Source organism: Nonomuraea sp. NPDC050153 (assembly GCF_044460125.1).
Classification (GTDB): Bacteria; Actinomycetota; Actinomycetes; order Streptosporangiales; family Streptosporangiaceae; genus Nonomuraea.
The window spans coordinates 510,102-535,839 of the sequence record NZ_JBITJQ010000001.1 but is presented as its reverse complement, the minus strand read 5'-3'; the positions used below and the strand labels follow the sequence as shown (position 1 = coordinate 535,839).

Sequence of the window (25,738 nt, the reverse complement as noted above, 5' to 3'; positions counted from 1 at the left end):
ATGGATCTCCCCACCCAGCTGCTCCTCAGCGTCGTCACGCTTCTGACGATCATCGCCCTCGCCACGGTGGCGCAGCGCCTGCTGGACGTCAGGTTCGGCAGGCTGCGCACGTTCCTGGCGGCGCTGTTCGCCTTCGCGCTGGCGCAGCCGATGCTGGAGCCGATCCTGTCCTCGCTCGGCCCCGTCGACCGCGAGGAGCCGCCGGTCGCGGCGGGACTGGGGATCCTGCTGCTCATCGTCATGAGCGTGGTGCTGATCCCCATGGTGATCTTGGTGATCGCCGAGGCACTGGTGCCTCCGGGCTCGGTGCCGGGGCCGCTGGAGCTCATCAGGTCCGTACGCGGCCGCTTCTCGCGGACCCGGCGCTACTCGCAGATCACGAGGATCGCCATCAAGCACGGCCTCGGCCCGTACCTGCGCGGCCGGGGCGAGCGGCTCGACGACCGCCCGGGGATGGTGCGCCTGGCCAGGTCGCTGCGCGAGGCCCTCGACGAGGGCGGCGCCACGTTCGTCAAGCTCGGCCAGGTACTGTCCACCCGGCGCGACCTGTTGCCCGCCGAGTTCGTCGAGGAACTGGGCCGGCTGCAGGACCAGGTCGCCTCGGCGCCGTGGCCGGAGATCGAGCCGATGCTGGCCGCCGAGCTGGGCGGGCCGGTGGACGAGGTGTTCGCCGAGTTCGACCGGACGCCGCTGGCCGCCGCCTCCATCGGGCAGGTCCACGCCGCGCGCCTGCACTCCGGCGAGAGCGTCGTGGTCAAGGTGCTGCGGCCGGGCATCTGGCCGGTGGTCTCCAAGGACCTCGACATCGTCCGGCGGCTGGCGGCCACGCTGGAGTCCAGGACCCGCTGGGGCCGCTCGCTCGGCCTGCGCGACCTGGCCGAGGGGTTCGCGACGGCGATCCGCGAGGAGCTCGACTTCCGGGTGGAGGCGGCCAACATGGCGGCCGTCACGGCCTCCGGCGGCGGCGGTGTCACCTATCCCACCCCGATCAGCGCCATGTGCACCGAACGCGTGCTCGTCATGCGGCGCCTGTCCGGCCGCTCCGTCACCGCCGCCGCCCCCGACCAGGGCCCGCGACTGGCCCGCGACCTGCTCGACTGCCTGCTCAGGCAGATCCTGGTCGAGGGCGTCTTCCACGCCGACCCGCATCCCGGCAACCTCATGCTGCTCGACGACGGCACGCTCGGGCTGCTCGACTTCGGCTCGGTCGGGCGGCTGGACGACTCCGTGCGCTCGGCGCTGCGCCGCTTCCTGCTCGCCATGAACCGGCAGGACCCGCTGGGCGTCACCGACGCGCTGCTCGAGGTCGTGCCCAGGCCGGAGGACATCGACGAGGCCGCGCTGGAGCGGGCGCTGGGCCAGTTCATGGCCAGGCACGTGACAGCCGGCATGGACAGCGCGCAGATGTTCACCGACCTGTTCAGGATCGTCTCGGCGTACGGGCTGTCGATCCCGCCCGAGGTGGCCGCCGTCTTCCGCGCGCTGGCCACGCTGGAGGGCACGCTCGTGCGCCTCTCACCCGGGTTCGACCTCATCGGCGAGGCGCGGTCGTTCGCCGGCCGCCACCTCGCCGAGCGCGTCACCCCGGAGACGATCAAGGAGTTCGCCACGCAGGAGCTGGTCGCGCTGCTACCGATGCTGCGTCGCCTGCCGCGCCGCGTGGAGCGCATCGCGAGCGCCGCGGAGCACGGCCGGTTCACCATGAACGTGCGGTTGCTGGCCGACGACCGCGACCGCCGCTACGTGACGGGCCTGCTCCACCAGGTGCTGCTGACGGTGCTCGGCGCCACGGCCGGGGTGATGGCGGTCATCCTCCTCGGGACGGCCGGCGGCCCGCCGGCGCTGGCGAACACCTCGCTGTTCCAGCTCATCGGCTACAACCTGCTGGTGATCGCCGCCATCCTGGTGCTGCGCGTCCTGGCCCTGATCTTCCGCCGCCCGCACGCCTCGGACGATCATCCAGCGCGGCGATAGGGCACCAGGCGTGTCTTGACTCAGAGCTGGTCTTGGACATCCGAGGCATCGGGCAGGTTCCTGGAAACTTCGGAACCGCTCGGGAGCAGAGGGTGAAAATCATCGGGATCGCCGCCAGTCTCCACGCGGGGTCATTTATCAACAAATTGCTGGACGCGGCGGGCGGGGAACTGCCCACGGGCGTCGACTTCGCGGTGTGGCCGGGGCTGGGCGAGATCCCGCCGTACGAGCACGGGCCGGTGCCGGTCATGGCGCGCGAGCTCATCGGGCTGACCGCCGCGTCCGACGCGGTGCTCCTGACCGCTCCCGAGCACTGCCTGCTGCCGGAGGAGCTGACGTACGCGATGGACTGGATGTCGGCGCGGAACGGGCTGTCGGGCAAGCACGTGGCGGTGATGAGCGCGAGCGCGCGGGCGTGCGGCGCGATGTGGGCGCAGGCGGAGCTGTACAAGCACCTTCAGGCGGCGGGCGCCGTCGTGATGGGGGCCGAGCTGGTGATCTCCCCGGCCTGGCCGCACTTCGACGAGGACGGCCACCTCACCGACCCCGCCCTGCGCGCCCAGGTGCGCAGGGTGATCCACCAGCTCTGCCCCTCCCAGGTCATGGAGCCCGCGCTCTCGCTCTGACCCGGCTCAGCGCGCGCCGGCCGTCCCGCGCTTGCCAGGCTGCTCCGGGGGGACGAGCTGGATCCGGTGGTCCTCGACCTCGCCGCCGTCGGCCCATCCCGTGGGCGAGGCCGTCGCCTGGGCGGTCAGGCGGAGCCGCATCCAGGTGGGGCCGGTGCGGAGCGTCTTCGGCAGGTTCCAGCGCAGCTCCGCGGTGGTGGCGTCCTTGGCGACCTTCGCGGTGGCCCGCTCGTCCGCCTCGAACCTGCCGTCGTGGTCGGCGTCGATCCAGCCGGTGACGTACGCCGGCGATCCGGCCCGTACGGGCACCGTCAGCGCGCAGGCCCGGCCCCGGACGGCGACCCGCGCCGGCGAGCCGGTCACGGCGTCGTCCGCGTCGGCGCTGACCCCGCGGGGGCTCACGCTCACCGCGTCCGGATGGTCGGCGGTCACGGAACGTCCCAGGAACGAGTCGGTGATCGCATGGGAGGCCGCTCCGTACGAGGCGGGCGCGTCGGAGCCGTCCTCGGCCAGCGTGAGCTTGAACGCGGCCCAGAGTTGCGGGACCGGGCCCCCGCTCCCGTAGCGCACGTCACGGGCGCGCAGCCGGATCGTGAACGCGGTGACGGTGCCGTTCACCTTGGCGGTCCCGCAGGTGTAGACGACGCCGCACGTGGTGGACCCGACGGGACCGACCCCCAGCGGCTCGATCGAATCCGCCGTGACCCGGTAGCCGGGGAAACCGGCCGCCGCCGAGAAGGCGGGCCTGGCCGGGGTCCCGCCGACCAGGTCGATGGCGGGCCAGTAGTCGTCGCGGCCGTTCCCGGGGTCGCGCGACAGGCCGCCCGTGCCGAAGACGTGCAGGTGCGGGTCGCGAACCGGCCGGGAGAACGTGAACGTCAGCGTGGCGACCCCGTTCCAGCGGCCGGGCGTGGCCGCGAAGTCCTCGTAGACGTCCATGAACCCCGCCGTCGTCTTGGCGTTGGCGGGGACGAGGTATTCGTCGGCGGGCACCGACGCGGCGGCGGGCAGCACCTCGGCCGAGGCCACGCGCGTCCGTCCGATCATCGTCTTGCGCACGGTCACGGTCACGCCGGACGGCGTCCGGCCCGAGGCCGTGGCCGGCGAGTTGGCGAAGGACGACGGCGCGTCGCCGGAGACGCCCCCCGCGCCGCCGACGAACATCACGCAGGCCAGCACCGTATGAAAAGTCATTCTTGCTCCCCTTGGAACCGAGCCCTTCGAGGTCCGCGCAGGCGGCTCACGAGCCCCCCGGTGACGCGGCGGGCGGCGAAGTCGCAGCCGCACACGAACCGCATGGCCGGCCCGAACGTCGCCGCCGCCGCGAGACCGACCAGGTGAAGCCCCGCCACGGACGTCTCGAACGCGGGACCGAGCCGCGGCGCCGGGCCCCGCGCCGCCACCGCGCGCCGCAGGTCCTCCTGGAGTATCCCGATCCTGGCCACGTCCACCCGGTAGCCGGTCGCCGCGATGACGTGCTCGGTCTCCAGCGTGGTGACCGCCCCGGCGGCGTCCCGCAGCCGCAGCCGGACCCCGTCGCGGTACTCGCCGGCCGTCAGCCGCGTCCCGAGGGTCACCGGCACGGCGCCGTCGAAACGCTCCTTCAGCCACCAGGACCCGGCCGGCCCGAGGGTGTTGCGCACGATGTGGCCGCGGGCCGCCCTCGGCAGGTACCTGACCGCGCCCGGCATCCGCGACCAGGCCACGGAGGGCCAGCCGCTCCCGAGCGCGGAGCGGGGCGCCAGCACGCGTGAGATGGCCGGGCGCCGCGGGACGGGAACGTCGTTCCAGGCCAGGGCGCCGGTCCGGGCGACGAGCCGGACGGCCGCCCCCGCCTCGGCCAGCAGCGTCGCCGTCTCCAGCGCCGACTGCCCCGCTCCGAGCACGGTCACGTCCCGGCCCGCGAACCCGCTCAGATCGTGGTGGTCGGAGCTGTGCGTGACCGCCTCGGGCGGCAACGCCGCCAGCGCGCGCGGCCGGTGGGCGAACGGCAGGAACCCCAGGGCCAGCACGGCGGTCCTGGCCAGCACGGACGCGCCCGACGACAGCGAGAGCGCGAACAGCCCGCCCTCGACGCCGACGGCGCTCACCTCCGTCTCGTCCAGCGCCCGGCCGACCGCGCGCTCGCGGAACCACTTGCCGTAGGCGACGAACCTCTCCACCGGCACCGGCTCCCCGTAGGAGTACGGGTGGAAGGCGTCGAGGCCGTGCCTGCGGCCCGGGTCGCCGAGATGGGACGCGTCCGGCTCGGATTTCAGCAGCATTCCCGCGGGCATGTGGCGTTCCCACGCCCGCATCGGCCTGCCGAACACCCGGGCGTCCAGCCCGGCTGCCAAGGCGTGCGCCGCCACAGAGAGCCCGTACGGGCCGGCGCCCACGATCGCCACGTCGATGACCGGGGTCTGCACTTTCTCCTCCATTCGCCCTCCTACGTCCGCGTCCGGGCCAGCCGGGTGAGTCCGCGTTTCACGGCCTGCCCGGCCATGGCCACGAAGGGCCGGGGGTCGTCGGCCGAGAGCCAGGCCAGCTCGTCGGCCGCGCACAGGGCGGGCAGGCTCTTCGGGCCCGCGGTGAGGAGGTCGTAGTTCTCCACCACGTAGGTCCGGCCGTGGCCGGCCCGTCCCCGTACCGCGCGCCGGCCGGACAGGTGCAGGTGCGCGGCCCGTACCAGGTCCAGGCCGCTGCTGTCGCTGAACAGCCGGAACTGGGCGCCGAGCCGGGGGTTGAAGTCCAGCAGGTGGTAGGCGTCCCTGCCGGCGTCGTGGCGGAAGTCGATGTCCAGCACGCCGCGGTAGCCGAGCCGGGCCGCCAGCTCGCGGGCCGTGCCCTCCACGACGGGGTTGGGCAGCCACCGGCCGAAGGTGGTGAGCCCGGCGCCCCTCGGATAGGCGCGCTCCTTGCGTCCGGCTCCGCCGTACAGGCAGCGGGAGTTCTCGTCGAAGTAGCCGTGGAAGAACCAGTCCGAGTGCGGCCCGCCGGGCACGAACCGCTGGAACAGCAGGTCACGGCCCTCCACGTGCTGGAGCAGCCGGGTGACCTGGTTGGGCCGGCGCACCAGGCTGGTGTTGCGCAGCCCGGTGCCGGCGGGCAGGAGCCACGGCTGCGCCCACTTGGCGACCAGCGGCAACCCGAAGTCGATGACGGCCGCCGCCGCGTCGCACTCGCCGGTGATCAGCCGGGTCTCCGGCTGGACGATCCCGAGCCCGGAGCACAGTTGCGCCAGCAGCCGCTTGTCGGCGAGGGTGCGCGGCAGGCCGGGCACCTGATCGGGGATGAGGTAGTACGGGCGCAGCTCGGACGCGTGCTCCGCGACGGCGATGGCGCCCGCGTCGTCCAGCGCCAGCAGCACGGCCGGGCGGCCGATGCGCTGGGCGACCTGCGTGAGCGCCCGCACGACGTCCCGCTCCAGGTACCTGGCGCCCGGCCATGGATGCCCGCGCGCCAGGTACCTGGAGCGGAAGGTCGGCGAGCCCGTGCCCCCGATGAGCCCGTGCACCTCCACGCCGGCCCTGCCGAGGGAGCGAATGGCGGCGAGGGTCCCGTGGTGAAAGTTGTTGACGTCCAGCCGCAGAACAAGTGCCGGGACGGTGCAATCGAGCATGTTTCCTTCTCCTTCGCGAAAAGCTATAAATCAGGCAAATCGCGAGCGGGATATCCGAATTGCCGAAACATGGGGTATGGAGAAGGAAGGAGAGGCAAGAATCGGGGATGTGCGTTCGTGACAGGAAAGAGCTATCTGCACTGTTCGCTCGCGATAATCACGGGTTCGGTGGCGTTGGCATCGATCGGCCTGAGCATGCCGGCGGCCCCCGCCGCCCCCGCCGCGCTGGGCGTCTTCCTCGCCTCCGACGCGCGCGGTCCCCGGCTCCTGCCCGGCTTCGAGTCGTGGCTGGGGCTCAAGGTGACGGTCGGGCGCACCTATCTCCCCGGCATGCGCTGGAAGTCCGTCCAGGGCTCCGACGAGGAGATCCTCGACCCCTGGATCCGCTGGCGGGCCGCCCAGCCGGGCCGGACCCTGGCGGTGAACGTGCCGATGATCGCTCCGAACGAGTCCGGGATGTCCGACCGCGCCGTGTCGCGGCGGCTGGCCAGAGGAGCGCACGGCGCCTACGACGACCGCTTCAGGACGCTCGCCGGGAAGCTGGTCTCCTCCGGCGCCGGCGACACGATCATCGTGCTCGGCTGGGAGATGAACGGCATCACCTACTCCAGCCGGTGCGGGCCCGACCCTGAGGCGTGGAAGCAGTACTGGCGGCGCATCGTGACGATCATGCGCGAGGAGCCCGGCCAGCGCTTCCGCTTCGACTTCGCGCCCAGCCGCGGCCGTGACGCGATCCCCTGGACGCGGTGCTACCCGGGCGACGACGTGGTGGACATCGTCGGCATGGACAGCTACGACCAGGAGCCCGGGCGCGAGTTCGCCGACTACGTCGAGCAGCCGTACGGGCTGCGGGCCCACGCCGACTTCGCCGCGCGGCACGGCAAGCCCATCTCGTTCCCCGAGTGGGGGCTGTTCCGCAACGGCGACCGCCCCGGCTACGTGGAGGGCATGCTCGACTGGATCAGTACGCACAACGTCGTCTATCACTCGATCTCCGATTACTGTCCCCACGGCGTCTGGCAGTGTTCGTCGAACCCCCGCTCGTCGGAGGCCTTCCGCAGGCGACTGCTGGAGCACGCCTCCCCGACGCCCGTTCCCACCCCGGTCAGCACGCCCAGCGTGTGCGCGGCGAGCCCGTCCAGCGCGCCGTCCACGCCGAACCCGCCCGCCAGCGTGGCGGCGGCCACGCCCTCGGCGGCGGCCAGCGCCGGCTGCCCGAGCCTGACCAGCAGCGCCTCGGCCAGCCCCGCGCCGTCCCCTGGCCGGACGAGCGCGCCCGCTCCCCCGGTCACGAGTTCGGTGAGCCCGGGCACCGCGCAGGCGACCACGGGCCGGCCCGTGGCCATGGCCTCCAGCGCGGTGAGCGGCAGTCCTTCCCAGCGGGAGGGCAGCACCACCACGTCGGCGGCGGCGTACCAGGGCCGGACGTCGGCCACGGCCCCGGCGAAGTGAACGCCGGGCACCGCCCGCGACCGCAGCGCGCCCAGCAGCGGGCCGTCGCCGACGACGGCCAGCCGGGCCCGCCCGTCGCGGGCGGCGACGCGCTCCCAGGCCGCCAGCAACAGGTCCTGGCCCTTCTGGCGGGTGACCCGGCCCACGCAGACCGCCAGCGGGGTGTCCCCGGCGATGCCGTGGCAGGCGCGGGCCTCGGCCCGTTCCCGCGGCCCGGCGGGCCGGAAGCGGCGCAGGTCCACGCCGTTGCGCACCACCACAAGGTCGCCGGGCACGCCGTGCCGCCTGGCCAGCGCCGCTTCGTCCGCGCCCACGCAGATCAGCCGGTCGGCCCAGCGGGCGGCCAGCCGTTCCCAGGCCAGCGCCGCGGTGGCGGCGACGCCCCGGGCGGCCAGCCAGGACCAGCCGTGCGGCTGGAAGAGCGTGGGCACCCGGCCCCTGAGCGCGGCCCTGCCCGCCAGCCCGGCCTTGGACGAGTGCAGGTGCACCACGTCGGGGCCGAACTCGCCGACGATCCGCCGCAACCGCGCCGCCTGGACGGCGTCGGAGAGCCCGGGAGCGCGTCCGGCCGTCCACTCCAGCCGGCGCACGCCCAGCCGGTCCAGCTCGCCGGCCAGCGGGCCGGTCCCGGGGCAGGCGACCGCGACCCGCCAGCCCCGCCGCGCCTGGTCGGCGGCGGCCATGGCCACGTACGCCCCCACACCGCCGTCCACCGGCTGCGTGACGTGCAGGACGCCCGGCGTCAGCGCCATGCCGCGACCCTCTCCGCCAGGCGCGGGCAGCGCCTCTTCAGCAGCTCCCCGCCCGCCCTGCGCACCCCCGCCATCGCGGCATAGGCGGCGGAACGGCTGCCGCGCCCGAGCAGGACCCGCTGGTTGACCAGCGCCTCGCCCTCCCATTTCGCCTTGTGCGGCTCGTCGCCCCGCAGCAGGCTGAGCACGGGCCTGCCCAGCCGGTGCGTCATCGCCAGATTGGTCCGCAGCAGCATCGTGACCAGGTCGGCCCGGGCCCGCAGCTCCGGGTGGGCCCCGTACAGATAGCCGCCCACGAAGTCCTTGCCGATCACCGTGAAGTCGCAGGCCAGCAGCCGCCCGTCCACCCGGTACTCCCACAGCGCCGCGTGTTTCTCGGCCACCAGCGTCCGCGCGGCCCCCGCCAGGTGCTCCATGAAGCTCGGCTGCGTGTGCTGGGTGTTGATCGCCCGGCTCTCCCACTGCATGGCGTGCAGCCGCAGCAGCTCGGCCGTCGACGCCCTGACCCGGTCCGGCTCGACCGCCGCCACCGACACGTCCATCGCGTCGAGCTTGCGCAGCGCGGCCCGCACCTTGCGGGCCCGGCGGCTGTTCAGCCCGTCGAGGACCTGTTCGATGGGGCGGCCGGGCAGCTGGAGGCAGGTGGAGGCGGGCAAGGTCCAGGCCCTGCCGTCCCAGGTCTCCGCCAGGCGGCGGATCGCCGCGCCGGGGCGCGCCTCGGGCAGGTCGATGACGTCCCAGCCGGGCTGGGCGAGCAGCCCCGCGCGCAGGTCGCGCAGGCCCGCGTCGCCCTCGGCGTCGTCCACCACGATGTCCGTGAAGTCGGACTGCCCGCCCCCGACGGGGGTCAGCACCCGGCAGCCGAGCCGGTGCTCCAGCCGCAGCGGCGCGGCGGCGACCAGGCGCCCGTCCCGGTAGGCCAGGAACAGCCGCAGCCGTCCCGGGCTCCCGTAGACCCGCCACCAGGAGCTGAGCCAGCCGTACGACTGGAACGGCGTGGCGGCCGAGCTGCGCGCGTACAGGTCCGCCCACTCGGCCGACAGAGCGGCCAGGCCCGCGCCCTCCTTGACGACCCGCAGCGTGAGCCCCGCGCGCGAGGTTCCCGGCCGGGCGGCCCTCACGCCGGCGCTCCGGTCAGCGCCGCCGGCTCCCGCCGCGGCTGGCGGGGGGCCCACGGCGCGGCCAGCCGGACCAGGCCGGCCACCAGGGCCGCCGCGCAGGCGCCGACGGCCACGCTGAGCAGCGGCACCGGGGACGAGGGACGAAGCGGCGGCGCCGCGGCGGCGAGGGAGACCAGGCGTACGCGGGTGTCGGCGGCATGGCCGTTGGCGTAGGCGATCAGCGCGGCGGCCGCCCGGTTGACGCGGTCGGCCGCCTCCCGCGCGCCGGTCGCCACGGAGGTGAGGCGCACCAGCGGCGCGTCGGGCGAGGCCGCCGCCCGCAGGCCGTCCGGCCCGTCCGTGCCGCCGGTGAGGAACCCGGGATGGCTGGAGATCCGCGCGTAGGCGGCGGCGAAACCGGCCGCCTGCGCCGGGTCTCCGCCCGCCACCACGACGTAGGCCTCGGCGGCGTAGACGGCGTCGCGGGCCAGCGTGTAGACGGCGCCGCCGAGCGCCCCGGCCCCCAGGGACAGCGGCAGCCACCATCGCACGATCAGGCCCGTGATGCGGACCCAGGTCCATGTCATCGTCACTCCTCCGTGGGTGCGGCGCCCAGCAGGCGCAGGTAGAGCCCTTCCAGCTGGTCCGCCTGGTGGCGGACGTCGTAGAGCCGGACGGCTTCGGGCGGGGGCAGCCTGCGGGGCGGGCCGGCGGCCGGACCGGCCTGGCCGGCCAGCTCGGCCAGCTCGGCGGCGAGCCGGTGCGGCGCGACGCGCCGGGCTCCCGGGGCCGAGCCGGGCGGCAGGTCCTCCACGGCCGGGCAGGCGTCGTACAGGACGGGCAGCCCGGACGCGAGCGCCTCGACGACGGCCACCCCGAACGTCTCCTCCACCGAGGGCGCGGCCAGCACGTCCATCGCCGACATCAGCGCCCCCACCTCCGGGGACTCCCCCGCGAAGATCACCCTGCGCTCGGCCCCCGTCGCGCGGGCCAGCTCCCGCAGCCGCGACTCGCAGGAGCCGGAGCCGACCAGGAGCAGGACCACGTGTTCGAGCGGCGGCAGCGCCCTGATCAGCGCGTCGAAGCGCTTGCTCGGCTCCAGGCGGCCGACGCCGCCGATCACGAACGCGCCGTCGGGCAGGCCGAGCCGCTCCCGGGTGCGCCGGCGCAGGGCGGCGTCGAAGCCGAACGCCCCGCCGTCGACGCCGTTCGGGACCACCACGATGCGCGAGCGGGGGACGCCCCACCTCGACAGCCGGTCGGCCACGGTCGGCGAGACGGCCACGGTGAGGTGCCCGAGCAGCTCGCTCGCCAGGTACAGCGCCCTGATCGGACGGGTGAGGCGGCGTCCCTCGACGTGCTCGCGCCCGATCGAGTGCTCGGTCGCCACGATCGCCGGGACGTTCGCCAGCCGCGCCGCCAGCCTGCCGTACACGCAGGCGCGGTAGAGATGCGTGTGCACGACGTCGTAGCGGTGCCGGCGCATGAGCCGGGCCAGCCGTCCGACGGCGCGCAGGTCCCGGTTGCCGCGCATGCCCACGTGGTGGACGGGCACGCCCGAGCGCTCGATGGCGTCCGCGACCACGCCGTGCCCGGTGAGCACCGCCACCTCGCACCGGGCCCGCAGGTACGGCAGCAGGGACCGCAGCTGCTGCTCCGCGCCGCCCGCGGCCAGGCCGGTGATGACGTGCAGGACCTTCACCAACCCCACCGGACCCGGTGGCGTGCCCGCTTGGCGTGCAACCGCAGCGCGCCGTCGCGGTCGCCCACGTACGTGCGCGGCAGCGCGTACGGCCCGGTGAGCTCGGACTTCCAGATGGCGCAGGCGTAGGAGTAGCCCGCCTCGCGGACGGCGGCCACCTCCCGGGCGTTGACGTGCCCGTACGGGTAGCAGAACCCGTTCACGTGGCCGCCCAGCAGTTCCTCCAGCTCCTCCTTGCTGCCGGCCACCTCCTGGCGCAGCTCGTCGTCGTTCACCCCGGACAGCGAGTAGTGCCTGGCCGAGTGCGAGCCGACCTCCATGCCCTGCCGCGCGGCCCAGCGCAGGCCCTCGGCGTCCATGAGCCGCTTGCACGGGGAGCCGGCGTCCCAGGCGTTGTGCTCGCCGATCAGGCCGGTGACCATGAAGACCGTCGCCGTGAACCCGTACCTGCGCAGAACGGGCACGACCTCGCTGAGGAAGTCGCCGTACCCGTCGTCGAAGGTGAGCCCGACCAGGCCGCGCGTGCTGCGGGCGCGCATGAGCTCGAGCATCGAGACGCCGGCCAGGCCGCGCCGGGCGAGCCAGCGCATCTGCCGGGCGAAGCGGTCGGGCGTAACCGTGACGTGCAGCGGGTCGCTGTCGTATTTGTCCACTGAGTGGTACATGAGCACCAGCGGCATGGCGGTCATGAGCGACCTCGCATCCTGATCAAATGGGTGATCTTGGTGGTGTCGGTGAGCGTGGCCGTGGCACCCGAGAGGGCCGCCACGGCGTAGAAGGCGACGGGGCAGAAGACGACGGCGATGGCGGCGCCGGTCGAGGCCAGGGCGATCGGCGGCGGCAGGCCCGCGAGCAGCGTCCGCGTGCCCCATCCCGCCCCCGCGGCCGCCGCGGCGGCCGCCAGCAGGCCGCCGAGCGGGACCAGAGCCGTGCGGACCGGCAGTGCGACGGCCCGCCGCCGCAGCCCCGCGAGCAGCAGCGCGGCGGCCAGCGTGATCCCCGCCGCGTTCGCGGCGGCGATCCCCGTCACCCCCCACGACGGGCGGGCCAGGACGACCGTCGCGGCCAGCCCGGCGCCCATCGCCAGGACCGGGTACCAGGACGCGCGGGCGCCGCAGAAGTAGACGCGGCACACGACCCCGACCACGGCCTGGCCGAGCAGCCCCAGCGCGTACACGCGCATGATCCACGCGGTGGCGGCGGTGTCGGCCGCGGTGAACGCGCCGTACTGCAGCAGCAGGGCCACGACGTCCGGAGCGCAGACGAGCAGCGCCGCGCCGGCGATCAGCACGATCGCCGAGGCGGTGACCAGGTCGTCGGCGATCCTGCGCCGCGCCCGCGCGGTATCGCCCGCAGCCAGGGCGCGGGCGAGCTGCGGGAAGCTCACCGTCGCCACGATCAGCGACAGGACCATCGGCACCTGGGCGATCTTCTGCGCGTAGTTGAGGTGCGAGATCGAGCCCTCGGCCAGCTTCGAGCCGACGAACCTCTCGACGAAGACCTGGCTCTGGCGGGCCAGCGTGAAGACCGCGACCGGCAGGAAGACGCTCATCGGCAGCGGCACGCCGCGCGCGGGCCGGCGGGGCGGCCAGCAGCGCCGCGCGAACGCCGGGGCCTGGACCAGCACCATGCCCGCCCCGCCCGCGGCCACCCCGACCGCCGCCGCGTACGGGCCCTGGTCGCGCAGGGCCCACACGCAGGTGACGATCCCCACGTTGTAGGCCGCGTAGATGGCCGCCGGCGGCGCGAACGCCTGATGGGCGCGCAGCGCCGCGCTCAGGTATCCGGCCAGCCCGAACGTCAGGATCGTCACCGACGCCACGCGCATGCAGTCGGCGGCGAGGTCGGCCCGCCGGATGCCGGGGGCGAGCAGGCCGACCAGCCACGGCGCGCCGGCGGCGGTCAGCGCGGTCAGCGCCAGCAGCGCGAGACACAGGTACGGCAGCGTCGCCGACACCAGGCCCCTCAGGTCCTGGCCCGCCTCCATCGCCCGGCTGAACAGCGGGACCAGCACGAACGCCATTGCCCCCTCGATCAGCAGCGGCGCGGCGGTCTCCGGGATCGTCCACGCGACGAGGAACGCGTCGGTGCCGGCGTCGGCGCCGAAGAACCTGCCCAGCAGCAGGTCGCGGACGAAGCCGAGCAGCGAGCCCAGCCCGGTCAGCAGGACGGTGACGCCGACCGCCCGCGCCATGGGTGAGGTGGCCGTCGTCATCGTGCCACGCCCAGGCCGGCCCACCGCCCGGCCCGCCGCCCGGCCGGCCACCTGGTCGGCCCTCTGGCCGGCCGGCGAGGCGGTGCCGGTCGTGGCGCCGCCTCGGTGGCCGGCCGGGCCACGAGCGCCAGGACCAGCCCCAGGACGACGGACGTGACCACGGTCGAAGGGCCGCCGACATCGCCGTAGAGGAAGTCGATGCCCTGCCAGGCCAGCAGCCCGGCCGCCGCCGGCACGGCCGCGCGCACCGCCCACCAGGCCATGGCCCCGAGGAACGCGCACAGCGCGGACAGCCCGAGCAGGCCCTGCTCGCTGAGCGTCAGCAGGTACATGTTGTGCGGGGAGAGCAGCGGCAGGCGCCGGAAGCCGTTCACCGGGTCGTCGGCGTCGCTGCCGGACGACAGCTCGATCGGCGCGTAGGCGTCGCGCAGCTCCGCGAACCGGCGCGGGCCGGCCCCGGTCAGCGGGTGGTCCAGCCAGATCCTCGTGGCGGTGAGCCACAGGCTGTAGCGGTCGCTCACGGACTGGTCCGGCTGCGAGACGGAGGAGGTGATGGAGGCCAGCCGCCGTCCCAGCAGGTCCGAGCCCGCGCCCGGGCCGAGGCCCAGCAGGGCCGCCGCCGCCGCGCCGACGAGGATCACCCTGGCCGCCAGCACCCGGCTGTGCACGAAGAGCACGACCAGCGCCGCGCCCAGCAGCGCGAGCCAGGCGCCCCGGCTGAGCGACAGGGCGAGCGGCACGCAGAGCAGGGCCGCGCCACCGAACGCGGCGGCGCGGCGCCCGCCTCGCCCGGCGAGGCCGGCCGCCAGCAGGATGATCGTCCCGTAGCTGACCACGCTCGCCATGCCCATGACGTCGAGCGCGCCGAACGTGCCGACGGCGCGCACCCGCTCCCCCGCGTACGACGCGCCGGTGCCGGTGAGCGCCTGGACGCAGCCGACCAGGCCTTGCAGGGCGGCCGCTCCGACGATCGCCCCGCCCACGATCAGGGTGTCGGCACGGTCCCGGACCGTCACCAGGACGGCCAGCGGGACCAGCACGAACACCTGGAGATACCTGACGTACCCCGGCAGGCTCGCCAGAACGTCGGGAGAGGCCAGCACCGCGAGGCCGGCCGCGCCCACGACGGGAGCCAGCACCAGGGCACGGATGGGCACCACCGCACGGGCGGACACCACGGCGCGGGCCGGCAGGGCGCGTGTCGGCAGGGCGCGGGCCGGGTGGCTCGCGAGCGCGACGGTGGCCGCGACGGCGACCAGCAGGAGCGAGGCCATGTCGGCGGCCGTCACCTGAACACCGGAGGACAGGTCCTGGCGGCCCACCGGAAGGCAGGTCAGGAGCACGGTGGCGGCGGCCGCCAGGCTGGGCCGCCGGCAGAGGGCGCGCACGTCTAGCTCCCGCCCGGCCGGAGCAGGGACCAGGCCGTCTGCAGCATGATCTTGAGGTCCGCTCGAAAGGTCCACCCGTCGATGTAGTGGTTGTCGAACCGGACGCGGTCCTCGATCGAGGTGTCACCGCGCAGCCCGTGGATCTGGGCCCAGCCGGTGATGCCGACCGGCATCCGGTGGCGCAGGCCGTAGCCCGGAATCGCCCGGGAGAACTTCTTGACGAAGTGCGGGCGTTCCGGCCGCGGGCCGACGATGCTCATGTCGCCTTTGAGAACGTTCCAGAGCTGGGGAAGCTCGTCGAAGGAGGCCCGGCGCAGCAGCCGGCCCACCGGCCCGATCCGGCTGTCGTGGGCGATGCTCCACAAAGTCTCGGATTCGTGCGCGTCCGCGGGTTTCAGGGTCCTGAGTTTGATCAGTTCGAGCGGCTCGCCCCGGTAGCCCACGCGCCGCTGCCGGAACAGCACCCCGGGGCCGGTCTCCATCCGGATCAGCGCCGCGCAGACCGCGAGGATCGGCGCGCTGACGACGAGGCCGGTCAGCGCGACCGCGATGTCCAGTGCCCGTTTCAGCGGCCAGGACAGGCCGCGCTGCGCTTCGGGGCGCATCCGTACGAGCGGGAAGCCGCGTACGTGCTCGCGCGACGTCACGAAGTCGATGACGAGTTCGCCCAGGTCGGGCGCGAGGTAGACGTCGCAGCCCAGCGACCTGGCCGCTCTCGCGGTCGACTGCCGGCCCTGCCCGGCGATGACCACCGCGCGCACCCCGTGGGCCTGGACGACGCGGACGACGTCGCCGGGCCCGCCGAGCACGGGGACGCACGCGTCCTCGCCGGCCGTCTCGTCCAGGAAGCCCAGCGGGAGCAGGCCGCACTCGGGGTAGGCCAGCAGGTTCCTCGCCAGTTGGTGGCCGTGCGCCCCCGCGCCGACGACCAGGGCGGGCACGGCCTTTCCACGGCGGCGCGCCCTGCGGACCAGAAAATAAAGGACGCTTCTGCCGCACACGGCGAGAAAGGTGAACAGCAGCGCGACCAGGACGACCACGATGAGCGGCGCCGTCCCCCGGAAAGCGGCGAGCGCCGCCACGAGTCCCGACCCGGCGAGCCAGAAGCCGCGATCCAGGCTGGAGGGCAGGACGCGCGGCGCGTAGACCTGGCCGATGCCATTGACCGCGACGACCAGGATTCCCGCGAGCACGATTCGCGGCAGGGCCTGACCGGCGTTGGCCGCGGCGAACGCCATGCAGATGAGATCGATGCAGACCAGGCCAAGTGGTTGGACAGCCTTCCAGAGCCTCGGCCTCTGCCGCCCTCCCCACCGCCCGACCCAGCGGTGGCCCCCAACACTAACAGCCACTACTTCTCCGGAAATAATCTAGTTTGACCGGATCGACGCTGAAATAGCCGACCTAATCCCCCCAAAAAGCTAATAGTCTCCCTTCGGGCAATTTGCCACCCCATAGTTGCGTAGCGAGGTTTTTCCTACGGAATACGCGAACAATCGCCCAACGAAGCCTTGATCGTAGTCGCGCGCCCCGCGGAAATCGAGAACGTGACGGGCTGGAATTCCTCGTGATCGCGCAAGATTTCGTTGAGCGAGCGTTGGTGATATGGAGGTGGTTACCGGGTTTAGGGTCGGCTTTAGGGAGAGAGTCCGGATTGAGAGGGATGTGCAGGGTGGGTGTCCGGATCCGGGGAGCTCGTTCGTCATGGTGATGACAGCACGACACGAGGAGCGAGATCGATGAAGTACATGATGTTCGTCTGCACCGACGCCGACCCGGACAAGGACTCCACCGGCAGCGAGGACATCGAGACGTGGGTGGCCGACAACGACGCCCGCGGGCGGCGGCTGGACGGCGACGCGCTGGGGCCGGTGTCGGCCGCCACGACGGTCCGCGTCCGGGGCGGCGAGCTGCTGGTCTCCGACGGGCCGTTCGCCGAGACCCGGGAGGTGATCGTGGGCTACGACATCCTCGAATGCGCCCATCTCGACGAGGCGATCGAAGTGGCGCGGGCGCACCCGATGGCCCGGCACGGGCGGCTGGAGCTGCGGCCGTTCGCCGGCCGGTGACGAAGGAACGCGCGGCACGGCGCTGGCCGAGCGCCTGCCCGGCGTGCTGGCGGTCCTGTACGTGCTCTTCACCCGCGGCTACGACCCCGACGGCGAACCGGCCCTCGCCGACGAGGCGGTCCGGCTGGCCCGCCTGCTCCGCGAGCTGCTCCCGGACCAGTCCGAGGTCGCCGGCCTGCTGGCGCTGTTCCTGTTCCAGCACTCCCGGCGCGACGCCCGCCGCGACGGCCAGGGCAACCTGCTCACGCTCGACAAGCAGGACCGCACCCGCTGGGACCGGGCGGCGATCAGGGAAGGGCTGGAGACGCTGGCGGCGGCACCGGCCGACGGCCCGTACGTGCTGCAGGCGCGCATCGCCGCCTGCCACGCGACCGCGCCGGACGCCGACGCGACAGACTGGCGGGCCATCGCCCGCTGGTACGACGGCCTCGCGGAGATCCATCCCTCACCGGTGATCGCCCTCAACCGCGCCGTGGCCCACGGCTACGCGCACGGCCCGGCGGCCGGGCTGGCGCTGCTCGACCAGGTGCTGGCCACCGGCGCGCTGAAGGACTATCCGCTCGCCATCGCCGCCCAGGCCGACCTCACGGCCCGCCTCGGCCACCGCGCCCACGCCGCCGCGCTGTTCCGCCGGGCGGCCGGGCTCCTCGGCCCCGGAGCCGAACGGCGCGCCCTCCTGGAGCGCGCCGACGCGCTCGCCTAGCGGACCGCCGAGAGGCGGGACGGCTCACATGAAGTCCTTCTTCAGCAGGCGATCGAGCTTGATGCCCAGGTCGAGCAGCTCCGACCGGATGGCGTTGAACTCCCGCGCGACCTCGGCCCGCACGCTCGCGAACTCGTCGGCGATCTGCGTCGGGATGTGGTCCGCGGCGGGCGCCGCCACGAGGCGGGCGTTGACCTCCCGCCGGATGGCCGCGACCTCGAGGTCGACCGCCGCGAACTGCTCGATCATCTCGGTGCGGGCCGCCGCCGTCTCGGACCTCATGGCCGCGAGCTGCGCCTCCAGCCGCTTGGCGCGATCGTTGACCTCACGGAGGAGATCCCGCTCCCCGCCGTCCCCCGGCGTGGCATCGCCGAGCCGGTCACACGCCTCAAGCCCGTCGACACGGAGCTTCAAGTCGTGAATCTCCGCCTGTACGTCCACACGTTTTACCTTTGCGGTCGCTGATGGTGCGGCTGTCCCCCTCGACGACCGCGTTTGGTCACCACATGGTTGCAGCAGGTGAGCGATTTTGGCCAGACCTCGACGAAATAAGGGCCGATTCTTTGCCCGGGCTCCGCGGGCCGGGTCGCTACCGGCGGTCCTCGATCTCCCAGAGGTGGTCGATGACGTGCCAGGCGATGCGGCGCAGCGCATAGCGGGGCGGCCAGCCGGTCGTCTGGGGCGGCTCCCAGGCGCGGGACAGCACCTCGGCCAGCTCCGCCCGCATCGCGTCCCGGTCCCCGGGCTCCTTGTACGGCTTGTGCCGCACGTCCACCTTCCTGGCGAAGGCGCGCTCGGCCTCCTCCACGTGCCTGACGACCCCCGACAGGTCGCGCCCTCCTCCGCGCGGGCCCTTGCGCAGGTCCTCGGGCGAGGCGGCGGCGGTCTCGTCGAACAGGGCCCAGGCCGCCCGCAGGAGGGCGGCCCCGCGGGCCGCCTCGGACGCCGGCAGAGGCTCCTGGTCCAGGTCGGGGACGGCGTACGGGGCCCCGAAGTCCGTGATGTCGCTGCCCGGGATCCGGGCCACGACCACCGGGTCGCCCGGGGCGAAGTCCAGCCCGGCCCGCGCGGCCACCGCGCCGTAGCGGGGGACGTACTCCATGAGCAGGTCGAGCGCCGCCTCCTCGCCCTTGGCGACCCGGCACCAGCCGGGCCAGTCGAGCGAGCAGGCGAACGCCTTCTTCGGGCCGATCTCCAGGTACACGCGGGTCATGGCATCCAAGAGTGGCACCCGTACCTGTCAGAACAGGTCAGGTTCAGATGAGGTCGATGAGGTCGGCGACCGAGTCGACCACCAGCGAGGGGCGGTAGGGGAAACGATCGATCTCGTCGCGCTGGGTCACGCCCGTGAGGACCAGGATCGTGAACAGGCCCGCCTCCATGCCCGACACGATGTCGGTGTCCATGCGGTCGCCGATCATGGCGGTCGTCTCGCTGTGGCCCTCGATCGCGTTGAGGGCGCTGCGCATCATGCGGGGGTTGGGCTTGCCGACGAAGTAGGGCTCGACGCCGGTGGCCTTGGTGATGAGGGCGGCCACGGCGCCGCAGGCCGGGAGGGAGCCCTCGGTGGAGGGGCCGATGGGGTCGGGGTTGGTGGCGATGAAGCGGGCTCCGCCCTCGATGAGGCGGATGGCCCGGGTGATCTGCGTGAAGCTGTAGGTGCGGGTCTCACCGAGCACCACGTAGTCGGGGTCGAGGTCGGTGAGCACGTAGCCGACCTCGTGCAGCGCCGTCGTCAGGCCCGCCTCGCCGATGACGTACGCCGAGCCGCCCGCGCGCTGGTCGTCGAGGAACTGGGCGGTGGCCAGCGCGGAGGTCCAGATGGACTCGGGCGGCACCACGAGGCCCGCTCCGGCCAGCCGCGCCGACAGGTCGCGCTGGGTGTAGATCGAGTTGTTCGTCAGCACCCTGAACTTCTTGTCCGACTCGCTGAGCCGCTTGATGAATTCGTCCGCACCGGGGACCGGACGCCCCTCGTGGACGAGAACGCCGTCCATGTCGGACAACCAGGAGTCGATCCGTTTACGCTGAGTCACCCGCATATCGTACCGAGCGCGCCTTATCGACTTCCCGCCCGGTGGATGAACAATGTTCTTCATGTCCTTCACTGAATCCGCCCGTGACATGCGGGACGAGCTCGTCCAGCTCAGGCACTCGTTGCACACCACCCCGGAGCTCGGCCTGCACCTGCCGCGCACGCAGGAGAAGGTCCTGGCCGCGCTGGACGGGCTGCCGCTGGAGGTGAAGACGGGCGCCTCGCTCAGCTCCGTCACCGCCGTGCTGAGGGGCGGCAGGCCGGGCCCGGCCGTGCTGCTGCGCGGGGACATGGACGCGCTGCCCGTGGCCGAGAAGAACGACCTGCCGTACGTCTCCCAGCTCCCCGGCCAGATGCACGCGTGCGGCCACGACCTGCACACCGCGATGCTGGCGGGGGCGGCGCGGCTGCTGAGCGCGCGGCGGGAGGAGCTCGCCGGTGACGTCATCTTCATGTTCCAGCCGGGCGAGGAGGGCCACGACGGCGCCAAGCACATGATCGCCGAGGGGGTGCTGGACGCGGCGGGCGCGCGGCCCGTGGCGGCGTACGGGATGCACGTGGTGTCGGCGATGTTGCCGCCGGGGCTGTTCGCGTCGCGGCCGGGGCCGATCATGGCGGCGGCGGACACGTTCCTCGTGACGGTCAAGGGGCGCGGCGGGCACGGCTCCAGCCCGCACCGGTCGCTGGACCCGATCGCGGCGGGCTGCGAGATGGTGACGGCGCTGCAGACCATGGTGACCAGGGGGTTCGACGTGTTCGACCCGGTCGTCGTGACGGTGGGCAGCTTCCACGGCGGGTCCGCCGACAACGTGATCCCCGACGAGGCCAGGTTCGAGGCCACGGTGCGCACCTTCAGCAAGGACAACCGGACGAAGGTCAAGCGCAGGCTGGTGGAGGTCGTGCGGGGCATCGCGGCGGCGCACGGGCTGGAGGTCGAGGCGTCGTTCGGGATGGGCTACCCGGTGACGGTGAACGACGACACCGAGGCGGGGTTCGTGGCCAGGACGGCCGACGAGCTGTTCGGCCCGGGGCGCTATTTCGTGTCGCCGCAGCCCGTGATGGGCTCCGAGGACTTCTCGTACGTGCTGGAGGAGGTGCCGGGCGCGTTCGTGTTCCTGGGAGCCTGCCCGGCGGACCGCGACCCGGCCACGGCGCCCTACAACCACTCCCCCGAGGCGGTCTTCGACGACGCCGTCCTGCCCGACGGCGCCGCGCTCTACGCCTCGCTCGCCCACGCCAGGCTGTCGTGACCATGCGGGCGTGGGTCGTGGCCGAGCCTGGGCCGATGGCGACGCGGCCGCTGGAACTCGTGGAGCGGGACGTGCCCGAGCCGGGCCCGGGCGAGGTGCTGGTGCGGGTCGAGGCGTGCGGCGTGTGCCGTACCGACCTGCACCTGGCGGAGGGCGACCTCCTGCCGCACCGGCCGCGCACCACGCCCGGCCACCAGGTGGTGGGGCGCGTCGAGGGCACGGGCGAGCGGGTGGGCGTGGCCTGGCTGCGCTCCACCTGCGGCACGTGCGGGTACTGCCTGCGGGGCACGGAGAACCTCTGCCCCTCCTCCACCTATACGGGGTGGGACGCCGACGGCGGGTACGCCGAATACCTCACCGCGCCCCGCGACTACCTCTATCCCCTGCCCGCCGACGTGCCCGCCGAGCGGCTGGCGCCGCTGCTGTGCGCCGGGATCATCGGCTACCGGGCGCTGCTGCGCTGCGATCTGCCGCCGGGCGGGCGGCTGGGGATCTACGGTTTCGGCGCCTCGGCCCATCTGACCGCGCAGGCCGCCATCGCCCAGGGCGCGGTCGTGCACGCGGTGACCAGATCGGCGGCCTCCAGGGCGCTCGCGCTGGAGCTGGGAGCCGCCTCCGCCGGGGACGAACCCCCGGAGCCACTTGACTCGGCCATCCTATTTGCACCCGTAGGTACCCTGGTCCCATCAGCGCTCGAAGCGCTCGACCGGGGCGGCACGCTGGCCATCGCAGGGATCCACCTGACCGACGTGCCCGTCCTGAACTACGAAAGGCACCTTTTCCAGGAGCGCACGCTCCGCAGCGTCACGGCCAACACCAGGGCCGACGGGCGTGCCTATCTGGAGCTGGCGCTGGCGCATCCGCCACGCGTGACGACGAGCCTCCACCCGTTCGAAGAGGCCGCCAAGGCGCTCACCGATCTGGCGAATGACCAGGTCAGAGGGGCTGCCGTCTTGGTAATGGAATGACGTTTTACTTGACGGCGCTTAGCTCCACTCCGCACACTGATGAAGGAAAGTTACATTAGCCTCACAACCTCTGGAGATTATTGACGCGAGTGAGGCACGATCGTAGTGTCCGGTCAATCCCTACAGAGATCTTCGACAGGTCCGAACACTCCCCGGAGCGGCAAATGAAACGACTGGCAGCGGTAGTCGCGTTGCTGGGCCTTGCCACCGCGACAGCGGCGTGCAGCGGTGGTTCCACCAACAGTTCCGGCGGCTCGGGCGGCGGGGGCGGGCTCTTCACCACGGTCGACGTGCTCAAGCCCGGCCTCGACGCGAGCGGCCCGGCCAACCCATGGGCGCCCAAGGGCAACTCTTTCCTGGGCTACAACGCGATGAAGCTGGGCTGGATCAAGAACCACCTGACCGATCCCAACCAGTTCTACCCAGGTATCGCGGCCAGTTGGGAGATCGCTCCCGACAACTCCTCGATCACCCTGCACATCCAGCCGAACGCCAAGTGGTCCGACGGCAAGCCGGTGACGGCCGACGACGTCAAGCTCTCGCTCGGCCTGGCCTCCACCACCGGCAGCACCGCGTTCGCGGTCACGCCGGGCGCGGCGGGCGTGGCGTCCGACGTCCAGGTGGTCGACCAGAAGACCGTCAAGGTCTCCCAGGACATGAAGAACCCGAGCATGAAGTTCGCCCGCGGCATCATGGACAACTGGGTCGTGCCCGCGCACGTCTGGAACAGCCTGCTGCCGGCCGACTTCTGGGACAAGCTGAAGGCCGCCAGGGAGACCGGCGCCGACGCCGACAAGGCCCGCGAGGAGATCCTCACCATCGGCCAGAAGGTGCTCGCCTTCGCGCCGCCGAAGGACGTCTCCGCCGGCCCGTTCACCCTTGAGCGGGTGAACCCGGGCGAGGCCCTGCTGGTCAAGAACAAGAACTTCTTCAACGCCGCGAACGTCGCGCCGGCGCAGGTGAAGCTGCTCAACTACAACGGCAACGAGCAGATCTGGAACTACCTGAGCGCCGGCAAGCTCGACCAGGCAGGCTTCACCGCCATGCCCACCGACGTCATGAACCGGATCAAGCAGGCGCCCGGCTCCAGCGTCATCAGGGGCTTCTCCCCGGTGGCCGTCGGCATGGCGTTCAACCAGTCGAAGAAGCCGTACGACAACGTGCACGTGCGGCGCGGCCTGGCCTACCTGATCGACCGCGACCAGGTGACCAAGGTGGCCTCGCCCGAGGGCGGCACGCCGGCCGTGACGACCTCCGGCATCCACCAGAAGCCCGCCCAGGAGTGGATCGGCTCCGAGCTGGCCAGCCTGAACCCGTACAAGCACGACGTGGCCAAGGCGGAGGAGGAGTTCAAGGCGGCCGGTCTGAAGAAGACGGGCGGCAAGTGGACGCTGGCCGACGGCTCGCCGTGGAAGCTCAGCATGCGCGCGCCCGCGCCGTTCTCCGACTGGATCTCCGCGGAGGAGAACATCAAGAGCCAGCTCATCGCCGGCGGCGTGGACGCCGAGGTCGTGACCGTCGCCGACTTCCCCGTTTATCTGGAGGAGATCGCGGCCGGCAAGTACGACGTCGGCCTCTGGCTGATGGCGCTCGGCCCCGCGCCATACGACATCTTCCAGCGCCTCTACGGCGCCTCCAACGGCTGGACCAACGTCGCCGGCAAGGTCGCGCACAGCGCGCCCGGCAAGGGCGGCAACTGGATGGGCAGCGCGGAGGAGATCGACGTCGAGGGCGTGGGCAAGGTCAACCCGGGCGAGCTCACGGCCAAGCTCAACGCGGCCACTCCCGAGCAGGCCAAGCCGATCATGGCGCAGCTCGCCAAGACGGCCAACCAGGACCTGCCGGCCATCCAGCTGTGGGACTACGTGAACTCGCAGTTCACCAACACCAGCCGCTTCACGGGCTGGCCGGAGCAGGACAGTGACCTGCTCCGCCTGAACGCCGGCGTCTGGATGCAGCTGGGCCTCATCAAGGCGAAGCAGTAGAGAAAGAGCCTATGGTAGTCATCGCACGGCGACTCGCGGGCCACCTGGCCCGCGGGGTCGTCATGATCCTCGTCGTAGCCACGATCAGCTTCTTCATCGTCAGGAGCATTCCCGGCGACCCCGTGGCCGCGAACGTCCAGAAGCTGATCCAGCAGGGCATGGATCCGCAGACAGCCGAGCAGGCGACGCGCGTGCTGTACGGGTTCCAGCCCAGGGGCTCGCTGTGGGAGCAGTACACCCAGTACATGTCGGGCCTGCTCCGGTTCGACCTGGGCCAGTCGATCACCCACGGGGGCGCGCCGGTCACCCAGGTGCTGGGCGAGGCGGCCAAGTGGACCGTTCTACCGGTGCTGGCCGGAACGCTGCTCAGCTTCCTGGTCGGCATCCTGCTGGGCGTCTACGCGGCCATCAAGCGCTCGGGCAAGCTCGGCGACGTCCTGGCCATCTCGGGGTCGCTGCTGCACGGCGTCCCGCAGTACGTGCTGGGGCTGCTGCTCAGCGCCGTCTTCGCGACGCTGATCCCGATCCTGCCGGTCGACGGGCCCGTCGACATCCTGTTCGAGCCCGGGTTCAACGCCGGCTACATCGGCTCGCTGGCCCAGCACGCGGTGCTGCCGGTGCTGACGTACGCGCTGGCGGCCTACGGCGGGTGGATCCTGGCGATGAAGTCGAGCGTGGTGACGGTGCTCGGCGACGACTTCATCCTGGCGGCGGAGCTGCGCGGGATGAAGCGGTCGATCATCTTCAGGTACATCGCGCGCAACGCGATCCTGCCCCTGTTCACGATCCTCGCGCTGTCGCTCGGGCTGCTGCTCGGCGGCGCGGTGTTCATCGAGCGGATCTTCAACTATCCGGGGCTCGGCCTGCTGCTCATCGACAGCATCACCATGCGTGACTACGCGCTGATGGGCGGGGCGTTCCTGCTCATCACGGTGTCCATCATCGTGGCGAACATCGTCGCCGACCTGTTCTACTCCGCGATCGACCCGCGGGTCCGCAGCGGGGAGGAGGTGTCGTCATGAGCATTCTGCTGGAGAGCTCTTCGACCAGCGCGACCATGCGCCGCAACTTCTGGGCGGGCGTCTGGCGGGTGATGAAGCGCAAGCCCAGCCGCATGGTGGGCGTGGCGCTCGTGCTCGGGTTCGTCTTCATGGGCGTGTTCGGGCCGATGTTCTACCCCGCCCAGCTGCCTCTCGACCCGACCCAGATCACCAAGCCGCCGAGCTGGCAGCACTGGCTCGGCACCGACGACCAGGGCCGGGACGTGGTGGCCCTGGTGGTCACCGGGTCGCGGTACGTGCTGCTGGCCGCCCTGGTGACCGCGGTCATCACCGTGGTCCTGGGCGCCGCCATCGGGCTGTTCTCCGGCTTCAAGCGGGGCCGCTGGGACAACGTGCTCATGCGCCTCACCGACATGAAGCTGACCATCCCCGGCCTGCCGCTGCTGCTGGTGCTGTCCACGGTGTGGAAGTTCAGCAGCGCGATCCAGATGGGCCTGGTGCTGGGGCTGCTCGGCTGGGGCGGCGTGGCGCGGGCGGTGCGCTCGCAGACGCTGTCGCTGCGCGAGCGGGGCTTCATCGAGGCGGCGCGCGGGCTCGGCCTGTCCACCACGCACATCGTGGGCAAGGAACTGCTGCCGAGCATGGCGCCGTACATCGCGATGAACATGCTCATCGCGGTCACCGGCGGCGTCTACGCGCAGGTCGGCCTGTTCTTCCTGGGCGTGCTGCCGTACGAGTCGAACAACTGGGGGCAGATGCTCAACACGGCCGTGTTCCGTTCCGGCGCGCTCCAGGTGCCGAGCGCGCTGGGCTTCCTCATCGGGCCGCTGCTGGCGATCCTGTTGCTGACGCTGGCCATCGTGCTCGTGGTGGACGCCATGGACGAGATCTTCAACCCCCGGCTGCGGGAGGAGTAG

The 25,738-nt window shown here is 72.5% G+C and carries 23 protein-coding genes and 1 pseudogene; 10 read left to right on the top strand and 14 right to left on the bottom strand.

All coding sequences use genetic code 11. From position 1 onward, the window contains the following. Together ACIBQ1_RS02560 and ACIBQ1_RS02555 are read left to right on the top strand one after the other, a co-directional pair. Positions 1-1,974 carry an ABC1 kinase family protein gene (locus ACIBQ1_RS02560; protein WP_397274162.1) on the top strand — a complete coding sequence of 658 codons (1,974 nt, stop codon included), beginning with the start codon at positions 1-3 and terminating at the stop codon, positions 1,972-1,974. A 92-nt stretch (positions 1,975-2,066) separates the two neighbouring features. Continuing rightward, positions 2,067-2,600: an NADPH-dependent FMN reductase gene (locus tag ACIBQ1_RS02555; RefSeq protein ID WP_397274161.1), complete on the top strand. Its 534-nt coding sequence runs from the start codon at positions 2,067-2,069 to the stop codon at positions 2,598-2,600. 6 nt (positions 2,601-2,606) lie between these two features. Here the strand turns inward: ACIBQ1_RS02555 and ACIBQ1_RS02550 are convergent, their stop codons facing one another. The 3 genes from ACIBQ1_RS02550 to ACIBQ1_RS02540 are packed head-to-tail and all read right to left on the bottom strand — an operon-like array spanning position 2,607 to position 6,201. Further along, positions 2,607-3,794 (bottom strand): GEVED domain-containing protein, encoded by a 1,188-nt coding sequence (locus tag ACIBQ1_RS02550; protein ID WP_397274160.1) that lies wholly within the window; start codon positions 3,792-3,794, stop codon positions 2,607-2,609. Continuing rightward, complete coding sequence (locus tag ACIBQ1_RS02545; RefSeq protein ID WP_397274159.1) at positions 3,791-5,020, bottom strand: NAD(P)-binding domain-containing protein; 1,230 nt, start codon at positions 5,018-5,020, stop codon at positions 3,791-3,793. The genes ACIBQ1_RS02550 and ACIBQ1_RS02545 overlap by 4 nt, the downstream gene beginning before the upstream one ends. An 8-nt stretch (positions 5,021-5,028) precedes the next feature. Continuing rightward, positions 5,029-6,201, bottom strand: a complete 1,173-nt coding sequence (locus tag ACIBQ1_RS02540; protein WP_397274158.1) for an ATP-grasp domain-containing protein — start codon at positions 6,199-6,201, stop codon at positions 5,029-5,031. Between the two features lie 588 nt (positions 6,202-6,789). Here ACIBQ1_RS02540 and ACIBQ1_RS02535 point away from each other — a divergent pair. Beyond that, positions 6,790-6,993, top strand: a pseudogene (locus ACIBQ1_RS02535) (glycosyl hydrolase); the annotation flags it as partial. 206 nt (positions 6,994-7,199) lie between these two features. Here the strand turns inward: ACIBQ1_RS02535 and ACIBQ1_RS02530 are convergent. The 8 genes from ACIBQ1_RS02530 to ACIBQ1_RS02495 are packed head-to-tail and all read right to left on the bottom strand — an operon-like array spanning position 7,200 to position 16,048. Next, positions 7,200-8,405 (bottom strand): glycosyltransferase, encoded by a 1,206-nt coding sequence (locus ACIBQ1_RS02530; protein WP_397274157.1) that lies wholly within the window; start codon positions 8,403-8,405, stop codon positions 7,200-7,202. Then, positions 8,396-9,526, bottom strand: coding sequence for a GNAT family N-acetyltransferase (locus tag ACIBQ1_RS02525; RefSeq protein WP_397274156.1), 1,131 nt, complete (start codon positions 9,524-9,526; stop codon positions 8,396-8,398). The genes ACIBQ1_RS02530 and ACIBQ1_RS02525 overlap by 10 nt, the downstream gene beginning before the upstream one ends. Beyond that, positions 9,523-10,092: a hypothetical protein gene (locus ACIBQ1_RS02520; protein WP_397274155.1), complete on the bottom strand. Its 570-nt coding sequence runs from the start codon at positions 10,090-10,092 to the stop codon at positions 9,523-9,525. Before ACIBQ1_RS02520 ends, ACIBQ1_RS02525 begins: the two co-directional genes overlap by 4 nt. A gap of 2 nt (positions 10,093-10,094) precedes the next feature. Beyond that, a complete protein-coding gene (locus ACIBQ1_RS02515) occupies positions 10,095-11,207 on the bottom strand; it encodes a glycosyltransferase (protein ID WP_397274154.1) in 1,113 nt (370 codons plus the stop codon). Continuing rightward, positions 11,204-11,896 carry a polysaccharide deacetylase family protein gene (locus tag ACIBQ1_RS02510; RefSeq protein ID WP_397274153.1) on the bottom strand — a complete coding sequence of 231 codons (693 nt, stop codon included), beginning with the start codon at positions 11,894-11,896 and terminating at the stop codon, positions 11,204-11,206. Before ACIBQ1_RS02510 ends, ACIBQ1_RS02515 begins: the two co-directional genes overlap by 4 nt. Continuing rightward, positions 11,893-13,422: a lipid II flippase MurJ gene (locus tag ACIBQ1_RS02505; RefSeq protein ID WP_397274152.1), complete on the bottom strand. Its 1,530-nt coding sequence runs from the start codon at positions 13,420-13,422 to the stop codon at positions 11,893-11,895. Before ACIBQ1_RS02505 ends, ACIBQ1_RS02510 begins: the two co-directional genes overlap by 4 nt. After that, entirely contained in the window at positions 13,419-14,810 is a 1,392-nt protein-coding gene (locus ACIBQ1_RS02500; protein WP_397274151.1) for an O-antigen ligase family protein, read from the bottom strand. The genes ACIBQ1_RS02505 and ACIBQ1_RS02500 overlap by 4 nt, the downstream gene beginning before the upstream one ends. A 2-nt stretch (positions 14,811-14,812) precedes the next feature. Next, on the bottom strand, positions 14,813-16,048 hold the full coding sequence (locus ACIBQ1_RS02495) for a sugar transferase (RefSeq protein WP_397274150.1): 1,236 nt from the start codon (positions 16,046-16,048) through the stop codon (positions 14,813-14,815). Positions 16,049-16,549: 501 nt separating this feature from the next. Here ACIBQ1_RS02495 and ACIBQ1_RS02490 point away from each other — a divergent pair. Next, positions 16,550-16,879, top strand: a complete 330-nt coding sequence (locus ACIBQ1_RS02490; RefSeq protein WP_397274149.1) for a YciI family protein — start codon at positions 16,550-16,552, stop codon at positions 16,877-16,879. 43 nt (positions 16,880-16,922) lie between these two features. Beyond that, entirely contained in the window at positions 16,923-17,582 is a 660-nt protein-coding gene (locus tag ACIBQ1_RS02485; protein WP_397274148.1) for a DUF6596 domain-containing protein, read from the top strand. Between the two features lie 24 nt (positions 17,583-17,606). On the opposite strand, the gene ACIBQ1_RS02480 is transcribed toward ACIBQ1_RS02485, so the two are convergent. From ACIBQ1_RS02480 to ACIBQ1_RS02470, 3 genes are all read right to left on the bottom strand, one after another. After that, positions 17,607-17,996, bottom strand: a complete 390-nt coding sequence (locus ACIBQ1_RS02480; RefSeq protein WP_397274147.1) for a hypothetical protein — start codon at positions 17,994-17,996, stop codon at positions 17,607-17,609. A gap of 175 nt (positions 17,997-18,171) precedes the next feature. Next, positions 18,172-18,795, bottom strand: coding sequence for a hypothetical protein (locus ACIBQ1_RS02475; protein WP_397274146.1), 624 nt, complete (start codon positions 18,793-18,795; stop codon positions 18,172-18,174). 43 nt (positions 18,796-18,838) lie between these two features. Then, entirely contained in the window at positions 18,839-19,624 is a 786-nt protein-coding gene (locus ACIBQ1_RS02470; protein WP_397274145.1) for an HAD-IIA family hydrolase, read from the bottom strand. A gap of 55 nt (positions 19,625-19,679) precedes the next feature. Between ACIBQ1_RS02470 and ACIBQ1_RS02465 the strand changes: the two genes are divergently transcribed. From ACIBQ1_RS02465 to ACIBQ1_RS02445, 5 genes are all read left to right on the top strand, one after another. Continuing rightward, positions 19,680-20,867, top strand: a complete 1,188-nt coding sequence (locus ACIBQ1_RS02465; protein WP_397274144.1) for a M20 family metallopeptidase — start codon at positions 19,680-19,682, stop codon at positions 20,865-20,867. A 2-nt stretch (positions 20,868-20,869) separates the two neighbouring features. Next, positions 20,870-21,835 (top strand): zinc-dependent alcohol dehydrogenase family protein, encoded by a 966-nt coding sequence (locus ACIBQ1_RS02460; protein WP_397274550.1) that lies wholly within the window; start codon positions 20,870-20,872, stop codon positions 21,833-21,835. Positions 21,836-21,999: 164 nt separating this feature from the next. After that, positions 22,000-23,820 carry an ABC transporter substrate-binding protein gene (locus ACIBQ1_RS02455; RefSeq protein WP_397274143.1) on the top strand — a complete coding sequence of 607 codons (1,821 nt, stop codon included), beginning with the start codon at positions 22,000-22,002 and terminating at the stop codon, positions 23,818-23,820. Between the two features lie 11 nt (positions 23,821-23,831). Further along, positions 23,832-24,842, top strand: coding sequence for an ABC transporter permease (locus tag ACIBQ1_RS02450; protein ID WP_397274142.1), 1,011 nt, complete (start codon positions 23,832-23,834; stop codon positions 24,840-24,842). Beyond that, entirely contained in the window at positions 24,839-25,738 is a 900-nt protein-coding gene (locus ACIBQ1_RS02445; protein ID WP_397274141.1) for an ABC transporter permease, read from the top strand. Before ACIBQ1_RS02450 ends, ACIBQ1_RS02445 begins: the two co-directional genes overlap by 4 nt.

Excerpts from the sequence above, each read along its gene's own strand:
- ACIBQ1_RS02560 (WP_397274162.1), top strand. The coding sequence starts at position 1 with ATGGATCTCCCCACCCAGCTGCTCCTCAGCGTCGTCACGCTTCTGACG.
- ACIBQ1_RS02550 (WP_397274160.1), bottom strand. The coding sequence starts at position 3,794 with ATGACTTTTCATACGGTGCTGGCCTGCGTGATGTTCGTCGGCGGCGCG.
- ACIBQ1_RS02545 (WP_397274159.1), bottom strand. The coding sequence starts at position 5,020 with ATGGAGGAGAAAGTGCAGACCCCGGTCATCGACGTGGCGATCGTGGGC.
- ACIBQ1_RS02540 (WP_397274158.1), bottom strand. The coding sequence starts at position 6,201 with ATGCTCGATTGCACCGTCCCGGCACTTGTTCTGCGGCTGGACGTCAAC.
- ACIBQ1_RS02530 (WP_397274157.1), bottom strand. The coding sequence starts at position 8,405 with ATGGCGCTGACGCCGGGCGTCCTGCACGTCACGCAGCCGGTGGACGGC.
- ACIBQ1_RS02520 (WP_397274155.1), bottom strand. The coding sequence starts at position 10,092 with ATGACATGGACCTGGGTCCGCATCACGGGCCTGATCGTGCGATGGTGG.
- ACIBQ1_RS02510 (WP_397274153.1), bottom strand. The coding sequence starts at position 11,896 with ATGACCGCCATGCCGCTGGTGCTCATGTACCACTCAGTGGACAAATAC.
- ACIBQ1_RS02505 (WP_397274152.1), bottom strand. The coding sequence starts at position 13,422 with ATGACGACGGCCACCTCACCCATGGCGCGGGCGGTCGGCGTCACCGTC.
- ACIBQ1_RS02495 (WP_397274150.1), bottom strand. The coding sequence starts at position 16,048 with ATGGCGTTCGCCGCGGCCAACGCCGGTCAGGCCCTGCCGCGAATCGTG.
- ACIBQ1_RS02490 (WP_397274149.1), top strand. The coding sequence starts at position 16,550 with ATGAAGTACATGATGTTCGTCTGCACCGACGCCGACCCGGACAAGGAC.
- ACIBQ1_RS02475 (WP_397274146.1), bottom strand. The coding sequence starts at position 18,795 with ATGACCCGCGTGTACCTGGAGATCGGCCCGAAGAAGGCGTTCGCCTGC.
- ACIBQ1_RS02470 (WP_397274145.1), bottom strand. The coding sequence starts at position 19,624 with ATGCGGGTGACTCAGCGTAAACGGATCGACTCCTGGTTGTCCGACATG.
- ACIBQ1_RS02465 (WP_397274144.1), top strand. The coding sequence starts at position 19,680 with ATGTCCTTCACTGAATCCGCCCGTGACATGCGGGACGAGCTCGTCCAG.
- ACIBQ1_RS02460 (WP_397274550.1), top strand. The coding sequence starts at position 20,870 with ATGCGGGCGTGGGTCGTGGCCGAGCCTGGGCCGATGGCGACGCGGCCG.
- ACIBQ1_RS02455 (WP_397274143.1), top strand. The coding sequence starts at position 22,000 with ATGAAACGACTGGCAGCGGTAGTCGCGTTGCTGGGCCTTGCCACCGCG.
- ACIBQ1_RS02450 (WP_397274142.1), top strand. The coding sequence starts at position 23,832 with ATGGTAGTCATCGCACGGCGACTCGCGGGCCACCTGGCCCGCGGGGTC.
- ACIBQ1_RS02445 (WP_397274141.1), top strand. The coding sequence starts at position 24,839 with ATGAGCATTCTGCTGGAGAGCTCTTCGACCAGCGCGACCATGCGCCGC.